General features: G+C 69.3%; 14 protein-coding genes. 8 read left to right on the forward strand and 6 right to left on the reverse strand.

All coding sequences use genetic code 11. The features are described 5' to 3' along the window. The first annotated feature begins 281 nt into the window (after positions 1–281). A complete protein-coding gene (locus AB0F89_RS00755) occupies positions 282–1,301 on the forward strand; it encodes a tetratricopeptide repeat protein (protein ID WP_367138636.1) in 1,020 nt (339 codons plus the stop codon). Here AB0F89_RS00755 and AB0F89_RS00760 read toward each other — a convergent pair. Next, complete coding sequence (locus AB0F89_RS00760; RefSeq protein ID WP_367131519.1) at positions 1,269–1,841, reverse strand: NUDIX hydrolase; 573 nt, start codon at positions 1,839–1,841, stop codon at positions 1,269–1,271. The genes AB0F89_RS00755 and AB0F89_RS00760 overlap by 33 nt on opposite strands. 81 nt (positions 1,842–1,922) lie before the next feature. On the opposite strand from AB0F89_RS00760, the gene AB0F89_RS00765 reads away from it, so the two are divergent. After that, positions 1,923–3,332, forward strand: coding sequence for a hypothetical protein (locus tag AB0F89_RS00765; protein WP_367131521.1), 1,410 nt, complete (start codon positions 1,923–1,925; stop codon positions 3,330–3,332). 733 nt (positions 3,333–4,065) lie between these two features. Here AB0F89_RS00765 and AB0F89_RS00770 read toward each other — a convergent pair. Together AB0F89_RS00770 and AB0F89_RS00775 are read right to left on the reverse strand one after the other, a co-directional pair. Then, positions 4,066–5,340 carry a hypothetical protein gene (locus tag AB0F89_RS00770; protein ID WP_367131523.1) on the reverse strand — a complete coding sequence of 425 codons (1,275 nt, stop codon included), beginning with the start codon at positions 5,338–5,340 and terminating at the stop codon, positions 4,066–4,068. Positions 5,341–5,563: 223 nt separating this feature from the next. Further along, positions 5,564–6,355, reverse strand: a complete 792-nt coding sequence (locus AB0F89_RS00775) for an SAM-dependent methyltransferase (protein ID WP_367131525.1) — start codon at positions 6,353–6,355, stop codon at positions 5,564–5,566. Between the two features lie 123 nt (positions 6,356–6,478). Here AB0F89_RS00775 and AB0F89_RS00780 point away from each other — a divergent pair, with 123 nt between their 5' ends. Next, entirely contained in the window at positions 6,479–6,904 is a 426-nt protein-coding gene (locus AB0F89_RS00780; RefSeq protein WP_367131527.1) for a MarR family winged helix-turn-helix transcriptional regulator, read from the forward strand. A gap of 106 nt (positions 6,905–7,010) precedes the next feature. Next, on the forward strand, positions 7,011–7,640 hold the full coding sequence (locus tag AB0F89_RS00785; RefSeq protein ID WP_367131529.1) for a hypothetical protein: 630 nt from the start codon (positions 7,011–7,013) through the stop codon (positions 7,638–7,640). A gap of 52 nt (positions 7,641–7,692) precedes the next feature. On the opposite strand, the gene AB0F89_RS00790 is transcribed toward AB0F89_RS00785, so the two are convergent. After that, positions 7,693–9,282, reverse strand: coding sequence for an amidohydrolase (locus tag AB0F89_RS00790; RefSeq protein WP_367131531.1), 1,590 nt, complete (start codon positions 9,280–9,282; stop codon positions 7,693–7,695). A 72-nt stretch (positions 9,283–9,354) separates the two neighbouring features. Here AB0F89_RS00790 and AB0F89_RS00795 point away from each other — a divergent pair, with 72 nt between their 5' ends. After that, the gene (locus AB0F89_RS00795; RefSeq protein WP_367131533.1) at positions 9,355–10,302 is read left to right on the forward strand and encodes a methionyl-tRNA formyltransferase; all 948 of its coding nucleotides are present in this window, start codon (positions 9,355–9,357) and stop codon (positions 10,300–10,302) included. A gap of 85 nt (positions 10,303–10,387) precedes the next feature. Continuing rightward, the gene (locus tag AB0F89_RS00800; RefSeq protein WP_367131535.1) at positions 10,388–11,044 is read left to right on the forward strand and encodes an HNH endonuclease family protein; all 657 of its coding nucleotides are present in this window, start codon (positions 10,388–10,390) and stop codon (positions 11,042–11,044) included. Between the two features lie 36 nt (positions 11,045–11,080). Here AB0F89_RS00800 and AB0F89_RS00805 read toward each other — a convergent pair whose 3' ends face one another. Next, on the reverse strand, positions 11,081–11,872 hold the full coding sequence (locus AB0F89_RS00805; protein ID WP_367131537.1) for a hypothetical protein: 792 nt from the start codon (positions 11,870–11,872) through the stop codon (positions 11,081–11,083). 149 nt (positions 11,873–12,021) lie between these two features. On the opposite strand from AB0F89_RS00805, the gene AB0F89_RS00810 reads away from it, so the two are divergent. Further along, positions 12,022–13,512 carry a CHAD domain-containing protein gene (locus tag AB0F89_RS00810; RefSeq protein WP_367131539.1) on the forward strand — a complete coding sequence of 497 codons (1,491 nt, stop codon included), beginning with the start codon at positions 12,022–12,024 and terminating at the stop codon, positions 13,510–13,512. Positions 13,513–13,598: 86 nt separating this feature from the next. Beyond that, positions 13,599–15,188 (forward strand): beta-N-acetylhexosaminidase, encoded by a 1,590-nt coding sequence (locus tag AB0F89_RS00815; protein WP_367131540.1) that lies wholly within the window; start codon positions 13,599–13,601, stop codon positions 15,186–15,188. A gap of 7 nt (positions 15,189–15,195) precedes the next feature. On the opposite strand, the gene AB0F89_RS00820 is transcribed toward AB0F89_RS00815, so the two are convergent. Then, positions 15,196–16,503, reverse strand: coding sequence for an aldehyde dehydrogenase family protein (locus AB0F89_RS00820; RefSeq protein WP_367131542.1), 1,308 nt, complete (start codon positions 16,501–16,503; stop codon positions 15,196–15,198). Positions 16,504–16,514 lie beyond the last annotated feature (11 nt).

Below are 16,514 nucleotides of genomic sequence, written 5' to 3' on the forward strand. Positions count from 1 at the left end.
TCCTGCGTCGCTGTCATGGCAACAGCAGACCGCTGAACGGGGGGACGAAATAATTGTCAGCGGCTAACACCGCACCTGTTAGGTGGTGTTAAGTCCGCAGGTCACGGCCTCAGGGGACGGGGGAGAGCGTGGCAGGACAGGGACGTGGTCGCCCGCCGCTCACGCGACTACAGGCCATCCGCAGGGAGTCCGGACGCACCCAAGCACAGGTCGTACGCTACTTCCTCGCCAGAGGACAAGCACTAGGCATACCCGTAGCCAGCGAGTCGGCGTTGTCGGTCATGCTGTCCCGCTGGGAGAACGGCCGCGTAGAGGTAACCGATTCCGGCTACCAACGCCTGTTCCGCGAGTTCTACGGCCGAACCAACGAAGAGCTAGGCTTCCCGCCTGGACACCTGAACGAACCGGCCGAAGAACTCCGCAGCCGCTTGATCGTCGCACGCAGCATCGACCGCGAAACACTCGATCTGTTCCAACGCCAAGTGAACGACCTGCGCAACTCTGATGCACGATTCGGCGCCGTCGTCGTTCTTGACCAGTTGAACAACCTCGTCCGCCAGATGGAAAGTGTCAAGACGTTCAGCGTGAGCACGCAGCACCGGGAACGCTTGGCAGCGATCCTCACCGACGCCCGCACTCTAGCCGGGTGGACAGCGCTCGACCGAGGTTCCCAACTACAGGCTTGGCAGTACCACGAGGATGCCAAGGTGTCCGCCCGCGAAGCAGACTCACCGCATCTGCTGGCGCACGCCACAGCACAGCAAGCCGTGATCCTCTTGGACATCGGCGAACCTGCTGGCGCAGTCGAACTGTTGGAGTACGCGCGCAACGTAGCCGAGAACCAAGCCCCGTTCCTCTTCCGGAGCTGGCTCGCCGCAGCGCACGGAGAAGGACTCGCAGCGGCCGGACGCCACGACGAGTCCCTACGCGCCTTCGATGAGGCGCAGACACTCCTGCCCACGAACTCGATGGACCCCGAGCTGCCACACCTCATGCTCAACGATGGCCACCTAGCCAGGTGGCGCGGCAGCGCCTTGGTGCGTCTCGCCGATCACAACGCCGTCACCAATCTTGAAGCGGCAGTGCGGGAACTGGAGACGTCCCCACACTCCGCCATCCGCGCCCAACTGCATATGTATGCAGACCTGGCCTTTGCCTACGCCACCGCAGGCGACAGCAAGGGAGCACTGAACTACGCGGCCAAGGCTCGCCAACTAGCCTCCCGCATCGGCTCCGACCGCCAACGCCAGCGCCTAGCCAAGCTCCAACTACCCGAGATCGGCGGACCCGGCGTTGCGTGAAGCCAAGTAGAACAACAGCGGCACAATCGCTCCCGACCCAAGCACCTCACCGCGCTTGATCAGCTCCAACATCCGATCAATCGGAATCCACTCAATCCGCGCGGCCTCCTCGGCATCGGTAGGCTCACCGACCTTTTCAGCGTTGCGCCAGATGTAGGCATTCACCGGCGCGTCGACCATGCCGGGCAACGGCTGAAACGTAGCAATGTGTTTAGGCTCGCCAATCGGCCGCCAACCGGTTTCCTCTTCGGCTTCACGTGCAGCCGTAGTCGCCGGATCTTCACCTTCCTCGACCAATCCACCAATCAGTTCATAACCCCATTGATTTACGGCGAACCGATACCGCCACAGCGTGAGTACCTCTTCGCGCTCATTCAAAAGCAGTGCAACCGCCACATTATGCAACTTGACTACATGATGCTCAAACCGACTACCGTCGGGAGGTTCGACGTCAACAAGGTTGAGCCTGACCCACCGGTTGTCATAGATGGCCCGCTCACCGTGGACCTTCCACCTAAGTCCCTCTGGATACTCCGTCACCTGCCCATCATAGTCTAGGACATGCCGAGCGGCTGCTATTATGGTAGTTTGCTATCCCAATGAAATGCTACTCACCCAAAGGTGAACGATAGCCAACAGCTTGCCCTGATAGAGCTTACCCTCACACAGCGAGGTGAAATGATCCGAAGAGATAGAAGATCGGTGGAAGACCTTCTCCTCTCGGCGATTAGCGGAATCAAGCTGACCAAAGATAGAAAACCTTGGAATTATGGATGGTATGTAGCTGATTATCGAAGATCTCCAAGGGCAGCTTTCGAAACCCCGGATGGATCTGCCTACATCGACAGCGCGCAGCTTTTGGATTACGAGCGTGCTGTCGAAAATCTATGGCAAGATCAGAACGTAAGAAATCGATGGTCGCGTGAAGAGTTTTGGTCCGTCGTGATCGGCTTGATGGTCAACGCCCGGAACCGTGACGCAGATGTCGATGAAATTCACACCATGGTCGACGCTTTGCGAAAAGCGTCTCACACACTGGTTATTTTTCCGGTAGCGAACGTCAAGTGGACCGACAGCCCTCTCTACTTGGCCGATGCGGTTATTGGGGACGGCGGACATGGATGGATCAATCTAGTATCAGAGCGTCTCGCACCTTCTTTAAAACTTGACCAAGAAGAGCTGATGCACTTGCTACGGAATGAGAACTTTTTCGAGCAACATCGAAAGCCGGGCGATACAGTTCTGATGGCTTGTCGAGTACCAGGTCAAAGTCAATTAGCAACGGAGCAAGCCGAAAGACTACTCGAGAACATCGTTGATACGGCGATGCTTCTAGAGGCCGACCTAGGCAGACTCAAGATGTTCAGCTTGCGGGGTGCCGCGAACAGGCCCGGCATTCGCGGATTAAGCATCGACCGGCCTGCTCTGCAAAAGTATCTAGAAAAATCTGATGCTGTTCATGAGCTGGGAGCTCGGATCATAGCAATTTCCAAATCTGGCCTGCGTAAACACCATAGATGGCATAGTGCCGATCCCGTCCCTCTCTCGGCGCTACTGAATTCTGAACAGAAGCAGGCTGCCATTGATATGGTTTGCACTGGTTCGAGTGTCATTTTTCAACGTATTCGCATCGCTGCTCGCTGGCATGCGGAAGCTCACTGGGCCATTGCTACAGACGACGCTGTGCTAGCTCTGGGTGTAGCCCTAGACGCATTGATCGGAGCGCCGTCTGGTCTCCCTGGACGAGTCATGGCTGATCGATATGCCTTGTTGGGTGCAGATCCGAAGATTAGGCGCAATTTGGCTATCCGCCACGCCGAACTCTATAAAGTGCGAAGCGCAATCGCACACGGTAGAGGCAGCAAAGAAGCAGATGAGGATGACTTCGTTCGAAAAATGTCTGCGGATGTCCGGTGGGCGAGCGAACGCTTAATGGCGCTATATGAATCTTTTCATCCTCAGAATGAGCGAGAATTTGATGAGGTATTCGACGACCTTCGATGGGGCTTGAGGTCTTGGCCATCAAATTGACGGTGCAGATTCCCTACTTTGCGAGATGTGACCTTCAACAAGCGAGAGCACAAGCGACATAGAAAAACCGTACTTATCAAGGCGATCGAGAACTCGTAGTCGCCCGAACTCGCCGTTACAGTAGAGTAGGAGCACTCAACTAAAGATAAAATTCCGGAAAGAGTTCGCCAGTCAAGATGGTCTTTAGTTCATTGGAGTTCCGCTTGCCCCGGATCAGTATAGAGCTGAAACAAGAACTTGGCAGCATGCTTGTCTATCCGTATCGCCGACTTCAATCCGAGCAGTCCAACGGGACCGATACGATTCATCAGAAAGTAATTTAATACACTGACCACCCCTTTCTCTTTAGCATAATCGTGAAAAACCATCCAGAACCAACAAAAACGAATCCACACCGAGACGCTTCAACTGCCTCTACTTAAGTTCACGACTAATCTAAATGTCCCTTGTCAGATATTAAGTCTACTGTGAATGATCATCTAGACGCGGCCTGAAGCGACACCGAATCGTGGAGCCTCACGTGGAGCCAACTAGGGATCAACGGTGACCCAAGAGGCACTGGAGAGACAGGGATGCGCCGTAAGAGTGCAGGTGATTACCCATGAGAGCAACGTCACAAGCCCTTCTAATCCCGAGGTCGCAGGTTCGAATCCTGCCGGGGGCGCTGGAACGGTGAACCCCTGACCTGCACGGTCAGACAGGTCAGGGGATCACGGGTGCTTGGTGGCGCCGATCACACCGGCCTGGCTGAGAGGCAGCCGTCGGCCTGGCAGCCCCAGGTGGTAGCAGTGGGGGAGCCCACGGCGACCAGGGCGGCGTGGGCGAGGAAGCGGTCGCGTTTGGTGCGTTCGTCCAGGTCCTCGCAGGCGCAGGGGGTGTCGGGCGGCCGTTGTTCGTCGTGGGCCAGGCCCATGTAGCCCAGCGGGACGCCCAGGCCCGTGGCGATGTCGATCAGGGTGTCGTAGGACTCGACCTTGGCCCCGGTCAGCACGTGGTCGACGTCGTGGGCCGGTTGGCCGGTCATCGAGGCGATCCGCTCGGGTGGCACGCCGTGGTTGGCCAGCAGGCGGTAGACAGTGGTGATGTCGCGCAACGCCAGCGCGGTGCGCATCTCGCGCTCCTCCCACACGTCCGGCAGGTCGGCCCGCACGCGCACCGGTCGCACGGCCCGCTCCTGCACGGCCGGACCGGGCGCGGTGGCGGCGACCCACTCGTCCCACGCCCACTCCGGCTCCGGGCCGCGCACGGCGGTTTCGCGGTCCACAGTGGACAGGACAACACCCCGCACGGTGTCGCGGAAGTGGTGGGGCACGGCGGCCGATGCCGGGATGCCGCAGGTCGAACCGGTCAGGATCGCGGCGATCGACTCGCTCGGCGGGCCACCGCGCCAGTACAGCTCCAGGGCTTCACCGACGACGACGCCGTCCAGCCACGCGGCGCCGCGCCACAGCGGCAACCGGCGCAGGACGCCGCTCATCAGGTCGGCGGGCAGCCAGGGCCGCGGCTCGCACTCGCGCGGGTCGAGGGCGTCGCCGGTGGCCAGGGCGACCGGCAGGCCGGTGGCGGCAGCCCGGCGCCAGCGCTCCCGCGTCACGCCGAGCAGGCGGATCTCGCCGTCCGCCGAGCGCAGCTCCAGGTGCTCGCGCCGGGGCCGCGCGCGCAGGCCCGGCACACCGCGGACCCGACCGCCGACGACGACCGGCAGCACCTCGGCCAGCAGGTGGTCCAGCGCCGCGTCGTGCACGCGCAGGCCGAGCACCTTCGCGTCCGGCCGCACCCGGCTCACCAGCGACGTCGGGCGCAGTGCCCAGCCGCACCGGCGCATGCCGGCCATCGCGCGGGTGGCCGCCTCCAGGACCGCCGCCTCCAGCCGGCGCTGGCCCGGCGTGCGGGCGCACGGCACCAGCGAACCCGGCGCGACGTCCGCGCCGCGTTGCCTGCGCACCATGTTCGGCGTCTCGCCGGTGCACCGGTAGCGCTTGACCAGGTGCTGGGAGCCTGTGGACACGAGGAACCTCCGCGGGCGCCACCGGGTCGACGCCACCGGGTTCGCCAACGCCGAACCCCGGGAACCGGCGGACTGCGGGGCGCGCCCGTGGGACGCGCTCTGGAGGCACCCACTCCAGCCGGGTCGGGAGGAGCCTCGGTGGCAGCCGCACCTGCCAGGTCACGAAACTACAACACCCGGCCGGCCACCGGGGCGCGATCACTCGAAGGTGCGAACCGGGACGTCAGCGCTTGCGGCCGACGGCGGCGAGCCCGGCGAACCGCTCCGGGCGCTCGTCCACGTCCTCCGGCGACGCGGGCCGCCACAGCGGCAGGTGCACCACGCCCGGCTCCACCAGGTCGTAGCCGTCGAACAGGGCGGCGACCTCGGCCTTGGAGCGCATCCTCATCGGGGTCGCGGTGCGCCGCCGGTACAGGTCGCTGTGCTCGTCGGCCTGGTCGGTCTGGCCCTCCTGGGTGGCGTGCGACACGACCAGGAAGCTGCCCGGCGGCACGGCGTCGCGGTAGGTGGCGACGATCTCCGCGGGGTCGTCCTGGACGAAGTGCAGCACCGCGACCATCATCACCGCGACCGGCCGGTCGAAGTCGAGCAGCCCGGCGACCTCCGGCCGGGCCAGCACCTCGGCGGGCCGGCGCAGGTCCTCCTGGACGACGGTCGTCCGCGCGTCGTCACCGAGGATCGTGCGGCTGTAGGTGACCGCGATGGGGTCGTTGTCGACGTAGACCACCCGCGAGCCGGGGTCGGCTTCCCGCGCAACCTCGTGGACGTTGCCGACGGTCGGGATGCCGGAGCCGAGGTCGAGGAACTGGGTGACGCCCTCCCGCACGCAGAACTGCACGGCCCGGCGCAGGAACGCCCGGTTCGCCTGCATGATCAGCGGCAGCTCCGGCCACATCCCGATCGCCTGCTCGGCCATCTCCCGGTCGACCGCGAAGTTGTGCGCGCCGCCCAGGTAGTAGTCGTACACCCGGGCCGCGCTCGGCCTGGTCAGGTCGATGTCCGGTCGTTCGCCCACCACTGGCTCCTTCCCCGGGGTTCCGCAGCTTAGGGCGCTGCGCCGAACGGGCCGCACGGGGCCGGCGGGCGACGGGTCGCACGTACGATGGAAGCTCACACCCGTGCCTCCAAGGGGGTCGAGTTGCCGGTACGCGAGTCGTCCGCACGCACTACGTGGTCCGGCCTCCGGACGCTGCACAACCGGATCAACGCCGGGCTGGAACGCGCGCTGCAGCGGCAGTTCCACTTCGGGATGTCCGAGTTCACCGCGCTGTGCGCGCTGGCCGACGCGCCGGCGGGCGAGCTGCGGATGCAGGAGCTGACCGAGGTGGTCGGGCTGAACCAGAGCTCGGTGAGCCGGCTCGTCGCCCGGTTGGAGCAGTCCGGGCTGACCGGGCGCGAGGTGTGCGAGTCCGACCGGAGGGGCGTGTTCAGCCTCATCACGCCGTCCGGTCGCGAGGTGCACGCCGACGCGCTGGCGTTCTACGACCGGACGCTGGCGGGGATCTTCGACGAGGTCGAGGCCGACCCGGAGCTGGGCCCGCTGCTGCGGAAGCTGCGCGACTAGCCCGATCGAGTGCACCCCGCGCACGGCCCGTCCGCGACCCTCAGGATTGTCGGACCCCGCCGGTAGAATCGAACGTGAGTTCGAGCGCGTGCGAGGGGAGCTTGTCGTGGAGCCGATCAGCGTCACCGCCCTGTCCTTCACCGAGTACGTCATGAGCGGCCAGCGCGGCCGGATCAGCATCGTGTCCGAGCAGCGCCGGATCTACCTGTCCGCCGAGCACTGGGTGGCGGGGTTCTACAACCCGATGCGGGACGCGATGCGGCGGGCGGCCAACTCGCCCGACCCGGCGGCGGAGCTGGACAAGGCGGTGGAGGCGGCGCACCACCAGCCACGGGCCGGGCAGCCGCGCGCGTTCGAGGAGCTGCGGGAGGGGTTCCTGCCGTGGCTGCGGGGGACGAGGGCGACCGGCGTGCCGACGGCGGCGGCCCGGTGGCAGGCCGGCGACCTGGCGCTGCGGGTCCGGCCGCACCTGGGGCTGCGGCTGCCGGACGGGTCGCGGGCGGCGGTGCTGGTGTACGTGAAGGAGGCGCCGATGACGCAGGAGGCGGCGAACGTGGGGCTGCGCATCCTCCAGCAGACCGTCCCGGACATCCTGCCCGGCGCGGAGCCGCTGGTGCTGGACGCGCGGCGGGGGCGGGCGTTCCGGATGTCGCGGCGGACGAACCTGGCGAAGCTGGACGCGTTGATCGCCGCGGAGGCGGCGGGGTACGTGGTGCACTGGCGGATGAGCGCCTGAGGGGTCGGTGGCGGATGGGGGGCCGAGGCGTCAAGCGGGTGGGGCCGAGGCGTCAAGCGGGGGCGAGGCCGGTCGGGTCGTGGGCGAAGTCGCCGCCCACGACGGTCGCCACCACCTCGATGTCGCCGATCCCCGACACCTCGCAGGTCAGCGGGTCGTCGTCCAGCACCGCGAAGTCGGCCAGCTTGCCCGGCGCGATCGAGCCCAGCACGCCCTCCCGCCGGCACGCGTACGCCGCACCGACCGTGTAGGCGGCGATCGCCTCCCGCACCGCCACCGCCTCGTCCGGCCCGATGGACCCGCCCTGCCGCGACCGCCGCTCGACCATGAACTGGATGGCCCGCAACGGCTTCCCGTCCGCCACCGGCCGGTCCGAGCTGCCGGCCACGACGATCCCCCGGTCCAGGAACCCCCGCCCCCGGTACAGCCACGGCGCCCGCTCCGGCCCCATGATCGCCGCGTAGTCGTCGCCGTACGCCCACAGGAAGGTCGGCTGCACCACCGGGATCACCGCCAGCTCGGCGATCCGGTCCAACTGCTCCGGCCGCACCAGCCCGCAGTGCTCGATCCGGTGCCGGGCGTCCGCCCTCGGCACGAGGCGCTGCGCTTCGGCGATCGAGTCCAGCGCGAAGTCCACCGCGCGGTCACCGATGGCGTGCACCGCCAACTGCCACCCGGCGGCGTGCCCGTCCAGGATCGCCGCGCGCATCAGCGCCGGGTCGTCCTGCAGCTGCCCCGCCGTCTCCATCCCCTCGTACGGCCAGGTCAACGCGGCCGTGCGGGCCATCATCCCGCCGTCGGTCCACAGCTTGAGCGGCCCGATCGACAGCCGGTCGTCGCCGAGACCCGTGCGCAGGCCCAGCGGCACGGCGCGGCCGATGCCGTCGGCCGCGTGGGCCGCCACCGGCTCCAGCCGGTCCGCCGACACCATCAGCTGCACCCGGATCGGCAGCGAGGCCCGCTGGTACGCCTCGACCTCCAACGGGCTGCTGCCGAGCAGACCGCCGCCGACGCCGGCCTCGGCCGCCATCACGACCCCTTCGCGCAGGCACTGCCGCGCGCCCGCCTCGACGTCTGCGGCGATGTCGTCCAACGCGTACGGCAGCCGCAGCGCCCGCACCGCCGTCTGCGCGCCCTCCGCCAGGAACCCGGTCAGCGCGCCCGCCGCGTCGCGCTGCGCCGCGCCCAGCACCGACGGCGGCAGCAGGGCGAGCACGTCGCCGCTCACCACGCACGCGTGCCCGGACAGGTCCTGCACGTAGATCCTCGGCCCCACCGGGTCCAGGTCCCGCGACGTCAACGGCCGGTCCAGCGCGCGGTGGTCGTAGCCCGCGACCTCGACCCACCCCGACGAACGGGGGGCGCCGCGCACCACGTCCAGGACCTGCTCCACCGTCGCGCACGACGAGACGTCCGGTGTCCGCGCCGCCCTCCCGGCCCACGCGAGGTGGGTGTGCGCGTCGACGAACCCCGGCAGCACCACCGCCCCGCCCAGGTCGACCACCCGGCGCGCGGGCAGGTCGGCCACGTCCTCGTCCAGCCCGACGACCCGCCCGCCCCAGACGCCGATCACCGACGCCGCCGGCCGGTCCGGGTCCATGGTGACGACCCGCCCGCCCACCACCTTGAGATCGAGGATCACCCGCGAAGGCTAGCTCACACCTGGTTAGGTTAGGGTTGGGTAACTTAGGCCAGCCTATCCAAGGAGAACGGTATGCGGGTCGTCATGTTCGGCTACCAGACCTGGGGTCACCGCACGCTCCAGGCGCTGCTGGACTCCGAGCACGAGGTGGTGCTGGTCGTCACGCACCCCAAGAGCGACCACGCCTACGAGCGCATCTGGAGCGATTCGGTCGCCGACCTGGCCGCCGAGCACGGCGTCGAGACGATCACCCGCGAGCGCCCGGACGACGACGAGCTGTTCCAGCGGCTCAAGGAGGTCGAGCCGGACGTCATCGTGGCCACCAACTGGCGCACCTGGATCCCGCCGCACGTCTTCACCCTCCCCAAGCACGGCACGCTGAACGTGCACGACTCGCTGCTGCCCGCCTACGCGGGCTTCTCGCCGCTGATCTGGGCCCTGATCAACGACGAGAAGGAGGTCGGCGTCACCGCGCACGTGATGGACGAGACCCTGGACGCGGGCGACATCGTGCTCCAGCGCGCCGTCCCGGTCGGCCCGCGCGACACCACGGCCGACCTGTTCCACAAGACCCTCGCGCTGTTCGGGCCGATCACCGTGGACGGCCTGGCCGAGATCGCCAAGGGCCGCACGGACTTCGCCAAGCAGGACCGCTCGAAGGCCAGCTTCTTCCACAAGCGCGCCGAGGAGGACCTGCGCATCGACTGGACGTGGGAGGCCGAGGAGCTGGACCGGCTGGTCCGCGCGCAGTGCGCGCCGTACCCGAGCGCGTTCGCCTTCCACCGGGGCAAGCGGCTGGAGATCGTCGAGGCCGAAGTCTCGCGGCAGCGCTACGGCGGCACGCCCGGTCGGATCTTCTACCGCGAGGGTGACGGCGTGGCGATCGTCGCGGGCGCCGAGGCGCGTCGTGGCCGCAACCACGCGCTGCTGGTCAAGCGGGTGCGCACGGAGGACGGCCTGGAGCTGGGCGCGTCCGAGTACTTCACGCACATGGGCGGGTACCTGACGAGCCGCCCCTGAGGCCGGGCGCGGGAGGTGGCGGAAAGCGCGGGAAATTTCCGGCCCCGGTGTTCCGGTGGGCGCGATCATCGCTGATCATGGGTGCATGAGCGGCAAGCGGTCGACCGCGGTTGTCAGTGCGCTGATCCTCCTGCTCCTCGCCGGTTGCGGGACCGGCGTCCTGCAGCCGGACCCGTCGTCGGCCCCACCCGGGCCGACGGGCCCGGCCTCGCCCGGTGACGACCCGGCGGCGCAGCTGGCGGCGTTGACCCTGGCGCCCGAGGGGAAGATGACCGGTTACAGCCGGGACCGGTTCCCGCACTGGAGCAGCCAGGGCGACGGGTGCGACACGCGCGAGGTGGTGCTGCAGCGGCAGGGCGCGGACGTCCAGATCGGCGCCGGCTGCAAGGTCACGGCGGGGACGTGGACCAGCGCGTACGACGGCGTGGCCGTGACCGAGGCGGGCGACCTGGACATCGACCACACCGTGGCGCTGGCCGAGGCGTGGCGGTCGGGCGCGGACAAGTGGACCGACGAGCAGCGGGAGAAGTTCGCCAACGACCTCGGCGGGTTGCAGCTGATCGCGGTGACGGCGAGCAGCAACCGGGCCAAGGGCGACCAGGACGCGGCGAAGTGGAAGCCCGCGGTGGAGGCCTACTGGTGCACGTACGCGCGGGCCGTGGTCTCGGTCAAGACGCTGTACGCGCTGACCGTGGACGAGGCCGAGCGCGACGCGCTGGCGGCGATGCTGAAGACCTGCTGAGGCTCGAAGACCCGCTGAGACCGAAGACCCGCCGGGTCAGGGCCGCAGGTCTTCGAGCTGGTCCACGACGTCGGCGTGCGCCTCGGCCCGGCGGACCCACGCGGCGAAGCCGGACGAGGCCGACGGGACCTCGCCCAGCGGCGAGATCGGGTCCGTGACGCCGTACTCCAGGCGGTAGGCGACCAGGGCGACGGCGGCCTCGACCCAGCGGGACGGGTCGGGGGTGGTGATCTCGCCCAGGCCGACCCGGAACCACAGCGGCAGGCGGGTGTCGGCGGCCAGGGCCCGGTTCAGCCGGCGGCGGGCGATGTCCAGCACCTCCTGGCGCGCCTTCTCCCCCGCCACCACGGCCTCGGCGCGCCACGGCTCCTCGGCGGCCTGCTCGTCGGTGGCCAGCCGCTGCCCGGCGGCCATCGCGCCCGGCTGCTGCGCGTTGACCCGCCACTCCAGGTTCTGCACCTCGTGCTGCAACGCGTCCCGCTCGAAGCGCGGCATGCGGCCGGACGAGAGCTTGGCCAGCCCGGCGTCCAGCTGCTGGCGCATCGACTCGTACTCGCCGACCTCGGCCCGCAGGTCGGCCCGCACGGAGTCGGCCAGCAGCTCCTGCTCGGCGTCCCACGCGGCGCGCAGCGCGCCGATGGTCTCGGCGATGCCCTCGACCGAGTCGAGGTCTTCGTCCGGTCCGGACCCGGCGCCGGACAGCCTGCGCTCCAGCACGTGCAGGCGGGCGCTCACCCGACCGAGCTCGGCCGTCAGCGCCTGGGTGGTGGCGACGAGATCAGCGACGGTCGGCTCGACCTCGTCGAGCCGTTCCTTTTCGGTGGGCACGCGAACCAGCGAACCGCATCGGCCGACCCTGTCCAGGGACGAAACCGGAAAACCACGCGTACGGGCCGACACAAACCCCCGCCCTGGTTAACGGTCGATCACGCACGGTGACATGCCTGAACCTCCGTCAAACGGTGTATGCCTGGTACATGTCGACGTCCGTGCACGAGACCGAACGCAAGTACGAGGCGCCCGGCGGCACCGCGCTGCCCGAGCTAGCCGACCTGCCCGGCGTCGCCGCGGTGGCGGGCCCGGAGGAGCAGCGGCTGGAAGCGGTCTACTACGACACCTCCGACCTGAGGCTGGCGCGGGCCGGGTTGACGCTGCGCCGGCGCACCGGCGGTGACGACGCGGGCTGGCACCTGAAGCTGCCGGCGGGCGTGGACACCCGCGAGGAGGTGCGGCTGCCGCCGGGCCGCGCGGCCAAGCACCCGCCCAAGGAGCTCGGCTCGCTGGTCCAGGTGCACGCCCGCGGCCGGGAGCTGGCGCCGGTCGCGCGCATCCAGACCAGGCGCGAGCGCCGGCAGCTCGTGGACGCCAAGGGCAGGCTGCTCGCCGAGGTGGTCGAGGACCTGGTCACCGGGCAGGGCTCGGCGGAGGACTCGCACGTCGACTCGTGGCGCGAGATCGAGGTGGAGCTGGGCGAGCGCGGCGACGTCGCGCTGCTGGACCGCGTCGAGGCGCGGCTGGCGGAGGCGGGCATCGCCCGGTCCCGGTCGTCGTCGAAGCTGGGCCGCGTGCTGGCCGACCGGATCGCCACGACCACGTCGCCGACCGGCGCGCGCAAGGCGGTGTCCGCCGGTGACGTCGTGCTGGCGTACCTGCGCGAGCAGGCCGACAAGCTCAAGCACGAGGACCCGCGGGTGCGCCGGGGCGGGGACGACGCCGTGCACCAGATGCGGGTGGCGACGCGGCGGATGCGCAGCGCGCTCCAGGCGTTCGGCACGATAGTGGAGCGCGAGCGCACGCGTGCGCTGACCGAGGAGCTGAAGTGGCTCGCGGGCGTGCTGGGCGAGGCCCGTGACCTGGAGGTGCTGCGGGCCCGGTTCGAGGACGGCGTCGCGGCGCTGGACCAGGAACTGGTGCTCGGCCCGGTGCCCGCGCAGCTGACCAGGCACTTCGCGCCGCTGGAGACCGCCGCGCACGAGTCGGTCGTCACGGCGCTGGACGGTGGGCGGTACTTCGCCCTGCTCGACGCGGTCGACGCGCTGGTCGTCGCGCCGCCGTTCACGCCGGCGGCGCGCGGGAAGGCCGCCAAGGTGCTGCCGAAGCTCATCGACCGCAGCTACCGCAGGTTGGCGAAGCGGGCCGAGGAGGCGCACGACGATTTCGGGCTGCACGAGGCGCGCAAGGCGGCCAAGCGGCTGCGGTACGCGGTGGAGGTGTCCGAACCGGCGTTCGGCAAGCAGGCGGCGAAGTACCGCAAGAAGCTGAAGGCGGTGCAGGAACTGCTCGGCGAGCACCAGGACGGCGTGGTGGCCCGGCCGGTGCTGCGCGAACTCGGCGCGAAGGCGCAGCTGGACGGGGAGAACGGCTTCACGTTCGGCCTGCTGCACGGCCTGGAGACGGCGGCGGCGCAGCGGGTGGAGGACCGCTTCCCGGCCGTCTGGCGGGACCTGGGCAAGCCGAAGCTGCGGTAATTGGTCTGGACCTTGACACCTCCTGGTGCGGCTGAAACGGTGGCGGTGCCGCCGCTCGGTGATCCACGCTGACCAGGAGGACGTCAGTGCTTCTCACAGAAGGCGCCGGACGGCGCGGGTTCGGTCGAGCGCTCACCGCGCTGCTCTTCGTGGGCGCGGTCGGCACGGCGGTTCCCGCCCACGCAGCTCCGGAGACGCCGTTGCAGCACATCGTGCCCGCTCCCGTCCAAGTCACCCCGCGGCCGGGTGACGCGTTCACGCTCAGCGCGGACACCCGGATCCACACCCACCCCGGGTCGGCCGCGGCGAAGCAGGTCGGCGAGTTCCTGGCGGGCGTGCTGCGCCCGTCCACGGGCTACCGGCTGCCGGTCGTGCCGGGCGCGTCCGGTCGGCACATCTCGCTGCTGCTCGTCGGCGCGGACCCGAGCGTCGGCGCGGAGGGCTACCAGCTCGACGTGACGCGGCGGGGCGTGCTGATCCGGGCCCGCACGGCGGCGGGCCTGTTCGCGGGCGTGCAGACGTTCCGCCAGATCCTGCCCGCGAAGGTGGAGGCGAAGACCAGGCAGCGCGGGCCGTGGACCGCGCCCGGCGGCCGGGTGCTGGACCACCCGCGCTACGCCCACCGCGGCGCGATGCTGGACGTGGCCCGGCACTTCTTCTCGGTGGACGAGGTCAAGCGGTACGTCGACCAGCTCGCCCTGTACAAGATCAACCGGCTGCACCTGCACCTGACCGACGACCAGGGCTGGCGGCTGGAGATCAAGAGCTGGCCCAACCTCACCGCGCACGGCGGCAGCACGGAGGTCGGCGGCGGACCCGGCGGCTTCTACACGCAGGAGCAGTACAAGGACCTCGTGGCCTACGCCGCCGCGCGGCACATCACGGTGATCCCGGAGGTCGACCTGCCGGGCCACACCAACGCCGCGCTCTCGTCGTACCCGGAGCTGAACTGCGACGGCGTCGCGCCGCCGCTCTACACCGGCATCGAGGTCGGCTTCAGCTCCCTGTGCATCGACAAGGACATCACCTACCGGTTCGTGGACGACGTGCTGCGCGAGGTCGCCGCGCTGACGCCGGGCCGGTACCTGCACATCGGCGGCGACGAGGCGCACGCCACCACCGATCCCGACTACAAGCTGTTCATGGACAAGGTGCTGCCGCTGGTGGCCAAGCACGGCAAGGTCGCGACCGGCTGGCACGAGTTCATCAAGGCCGCCCCGCCCGCGTCGGCGGTGCCGCAGTTCTGGGGCACGAGGACGGTCGCGCCGGACGTGGTCGAGGCGGCCGCGCGCGGCAACCGGATCGTGCTGTCGCCCGCGACCAAGGCGTACCTGGACATGAAGTACGACGCGAACACCAAGCTCGGGCTGAGCTGGGCCGGCTACACCGACGTGATGGACGCGTACGACTGGAACCCCGGCGCGTACGTCGAGGGCCTGCCGGCCGAGGCGGTGCGCGGCGTCGAGGCGCCGCTGTGGAGCGAGACCATCACGAACACCGCCGACCTGGAGCACCTGGCGTTCCCGAGGCTGCCCGCGATCGCCGAGCTGGGCTGGTCGCCGTGGTCGACGCACGACTGGGACCGGTTCAAGGTCCGGCTCGCGGCGCAGGCCGACCGGTGGGACGTGATGGGCGTGAACTACTACGCCTCGCCGCAGGTGCCCTGGAAGGGGTAGTCCCCGCTCAGAAGCCCTGCTCGACCAGGATCGTCTTCGTCCGCTGGTACTGGTCGAGCAGGGAGCGGCGGTCCGCGCCGGAACCGGACCGGAACGTGTTCACCCGCACCCGGCGCGCCTGCACCCGGCGGCCCGCGCCGAAGCCGACGCCCGCCTCCCTGGACCACACGCCGACGCCGCTCGCGGTGCCGCCCAGCTCCTTCACCGCGTCGTCGAAGTGGTCGAACGAGGTCACCGACACGACCGGGCCGACGAGTTCGGCCGGGGCCACGCGGGACTCGCCGACGACGATCGTCGGCGTGAGGTAGCACCCGCCGGACAGCCCGCCGCCGAGGTCCGCGCGCTCGCCGCCGCAGACGACCCGGGCGCCGTCCCGCCGGGCGACGTCGAGCAGCGACAGGGTCCGGTCGAGCCGGTCGTGGTCGATCAGCGCGCCGACGGTGGTCCCGGTGTCCAGCGGGTGGCCCAGCCCGGCCGCCTCGGCCCGCGCGGTGGCGTCGGCCAGGAACCGGTCGTGGATCGGGCTCTGCACCAGCGCCCGGTCCAGGGCGAACGTGCGGAAGCCCGCCAGCGCCCGCTCGTAGAACGCGTCGCTGTGCGCGGCCACGTCGGCGAAGAAGATGTCGGCGCCCCGGCCGCTCGGCGGCCCGCCCGCCGCCACGCCGTTGACCACGTTGAGCACGCCCGGCGGCAGCAGGTCGGCGACCAGGCCGACCAGCACGTGGATCGACGCGGGGGCCTGCTCGGCGGGCCGCAGCACCGCGGTGTTGCCGGCGGCCAGCGCGGGCGCGAGGTTCACCGCGGCCGTGAGCAGCGGGAAGTCCCACGGGATCGGCCGGTCGACCACGCCGAGCGGTTCCGGGAAGTGGTAGGCGACCAGGTCGTCGCCGAGCCGCGCGACACCGCCCTCCCTGGCCAGGATCACGCCCGCGAAGTAGCGGAAGCAGTCGACCACCGAGGGCAGGTCGGCCAGCGTCTCGCGGATCGGCGCGCCGGTGTCCCACGTCTCGGCCACGGCGAGGCCGTCGAGGTGGTCCTCCAGGCGGTCGGCGACCTCGTTCAGCACGGTCGCCCGTTCGGCCGCGGACGTGCGACCCCACCTCCGCGCGGCGCCGTGCGCGGCGTCCAGCGCCCGTTCCACGTCCTCGGCGGAGCCCCTGGCCACCTCGGTGAACACCTCGCCGGTGACCGGGGTCCGGTCGGCGAAGTAGCCGCCGCCGGCCGGTGGCGCGTACTCGCCGCCGATGAAGTGGTCGTACCGGTCCCGGTACGACACGGTGCTGCCCGGCTCGCCCGGCGCCACGTGTCTGGCCATGCCCCGCCTCC

Source organism: Saccharothrix sp. HUAS TT1, assembly GCF_040744945.1.
In the GTDB taxonomy this organism is placed as follows: Bacteria; Actinomycetota; Actinomycetes; order Mycobacteriales; family Pseudonocardiaceae; genus Actinosynnema.